Annotated in this window: 3 protein-coding genes and 1 pseudogene; all 4 read right to left on the bottom strand. The window is 73.2% G+C overall.

What is annotated here, in order from left to right:
- Positions 1–407 (bottom strand): NDP-sugar synthase (locus tag U4E84_RS16575; protein ID WP_322533213.1); only part of this gene is annotated, 407 nt, incomplete at its 3' end.
- Positions 408–512: 105 nt separating this feature from the next.
- Positions 513–1,508: an ABC transporter permease gene (locus U4E84_RS16570; RefSeq protein ID WP_322533212.1), complete on the bottom strand. Its 996-nt coding sequence runs from the start codon at positions 1,506–1,508 to the stop codon at positions 513–515.
- Positions 1,501–2,238, bottom strand: a complete 738-nt coding sequence (locus tag U4E84_RS16565) for an ABC transporter ATP-binding protein (protein WP_322533211.1) — start codon at positions 2,236–2,238, stop codon at positions 1,501–1,503. Before U4E84_RS16565 ends, U4E84_RS16570 begins: the two co-directional genes overlap by 8 nt.
- A gap of 2 nt (positions 2,239–2,240) precedes the next feature.
- A pseudogene (locus U4E84_RS16560) lies at positions 2,241–2,437 on the bottom strand (nitrous oxide reductase family maturation protein NosD); the annotation flags it as partial.

The following is a 2,437-nucleotide window of genomic DNA, read 5'->3' as shown; positions in this document are numbered from 1 at the left end:
GCCAGCGTCGGCGTCCCCTTCGACTCGAAGAAGTCGGCGAAGTCGCTCAGGTCGAAGCTGATCATGTTGTCGCCGGCGACGACGATCAGGTCGTCGTCGACCCCCTCGCGGTCGACGAGCTGTTCGAGCGCCCCCACGACGCCAAACTTCTCGTCCTCCTCGACGGTCTCCTCGACCGAGAGGGTCGGCTTCTCGAACGGACTGTCCGCGAGGTACTCGTCGAACGTGTCGGCGAAGCGCTCGTTCGTGGAGACGAACACCTCGTCGACGCGGTCGTCGGCCTCGAAGTCCTCGAAAATCTCGTCGATGACGGTGTTCTCGCCCACCGGAAGGAACATCTTCGGTCGGTGCTCGGTGATCGGCCAGAGTCGGGTCGCGTACCCCCCCGCGAGTACAACGGCTTTCATGTTCCCCCCGTCTCGCCCCGATGTGATACTTCTTTTGCTCGTGTCACCGCTCGAAAACGCCGAGACCTTGGCAGCGTCGGACGAACTGCGAGGCGAGCGCCGCCGTCAGATCCGCTTCGCGCGGAGCGCGACCGCGGCGACGCCGACCCCGAGGGCGACCCAGCCGAGCAGGACGGCCACGAGGGTGGCCGCTGAGAGGCCGCTGCCGTGGAGCGCGGCAGAGAGCCCGGCGCCGCCCGCGTCGGTCGGCGCGAGCGCGAGCAGCCGGTACGTTGAGACGGGGTTCGCGGCCACGGCGACGGCGACAAGCCCGTCCGCACCGTCGACGGCCGCGAGCACGCCGAGCGCGAGCAGGTCGTGGACCAGCGCGAACCACGCCCACGCGAGCAGGGCGCCCGCGAGCGCGACCGTCGAGGTCGGGGCGGCAGCCGAGATCGCCACTCCCAGCCCGAGGAGCGCGACGGCGACGGCGACCGTCGCGAACAGGAACCACGCGAACGTCGGCCAGCCGGCGAGCCCGAACTCCCGCAACAGCAGCAGCCCGGGGACACCGAAGCCGAGCGTGACGGCCGCCGCGAGCACCGCGGCGCGGCCGAGGAACACGCCGATCGCGGCCTCGACGCGCGAGACGGGCAGCGTCAACCCGACGCCGCGGCGCCCGCGCTCGGCCGCGCCGACGATCGCGCCGTGGCCGAACGCCAGCGCGGCCAGCGGCACCAGGTACGTCGCCAGTTCGACGTAGCTCGCGACCACCGGCTCGTAGCCGGTCGGCGCCACGCTCGACCCGCTGAACGTCGCCAAGAGGAGCCCGAACGCGGCGAACACGACCGACAGCGCCAGCGCCCACCCGCGGCGAGTCGTCAGCCGAGTCTCGCGGCGCGCGATCCGGGAGACGACGCCCGGCCGCGGGGGGGGAACCGTCACCCCTCTCGCGTCGGCCGTAGTCGTTTCCCCGGTCGAGTCCGACCGCGGGGTGACGGCCGTTCCGTCGACGACGCCGCCGTCCGGGGTCGCATCGGGTTCGGGGCCGGTCTCGTGTTCGGGGACGCTCTCGGCTCCGTCACCGCTCTCGGCCCCCGCCCCGGCGCCGCGCTCAGGCATCGCGACCACCCCCGGTGAGCGAGACGAAGGCGCCCTCGAGCCCGTCCTCGTACTCGGCGCCGAGCTCGTCGGGCGTCCCCTCCGCGAGGAGCCGCCCGTCGTCGAGGACGCCGACGCGGTCGCAGACGCGTTCGGCCTCCCGCAGCGCGTGGGTCGCCATCAGCAGCGTGACGTCCGTCTCCTCGCGGACGCGGACCAGGATCTCCCGGAGCGCGGCGACGCCGTTCGGATCCAGCCCGGCCGTCGGCTCGTCGAGCAGGAGCACCGCCGGGTTCGCGAGCAGCGCGGCCGCCAGCCCGAGCCGCCGGCGCATCCCCTTGGAGTAGCCGTCGATGGGGCGGTCGATCGCGTCCGCGAGCCCGACCGTCGCCGCCGCGCCCGCGACCCGCCCGGCGGCGTCATCCGGGCTCGACCCGATCCCGCGGACATCGGCGTGAAACTGCAGGGTCCCGCGCCCGGTCCCGCCCGGCGGGAAGCCGGGGTTCTCCGGGAGCACGCCGATCGCCTCGCGGATCCGCCAGCCGATCGCCCGGACGTCGCGGCCGCCCACGAGGACCCGGCCCGAGTCGGGCCGGTCGTGGGCGGCGATGAGCCCGAACAGCGTGGACTTGCCCGCGCCGTTCGTCCCGACGAGGCCGTACGCGTCGCCCGATTCGACTGTGAGGTCGAGCCCGACGAGGGCCTCGACGTCGCCGTACCGTCTGTGTACGTCTGTGATGTCGATTCGCATGGTTACTGGTGGTGGTCGTCTCCGGGGTCGGCGTCGTACTCGGCGGTCGCGTCGGCGGCCGCCGCGTACGGGCGATACTGCTCGACGTCGCGGGTCGGCTCGGCGATCGGTCGGTGGTCGACGATCCCGGGCGTCTCGACGGCGGGGAACCGGCCCTCGACGAGTCGGATTGCGTCGAACGCCGGCGAGTCGGCGAAGA

The organism is Halorubrum sp. AD140 (genome assembly GCF_034497445.1).
Lineage (GTDB): Archaea > Halobacteriota > Halobacteria > Halobacteriales > Haloferacaceae > Halorubrum.
This window is presented reverse-complemented; position numbering and strand designations above follow the sequence as displayed.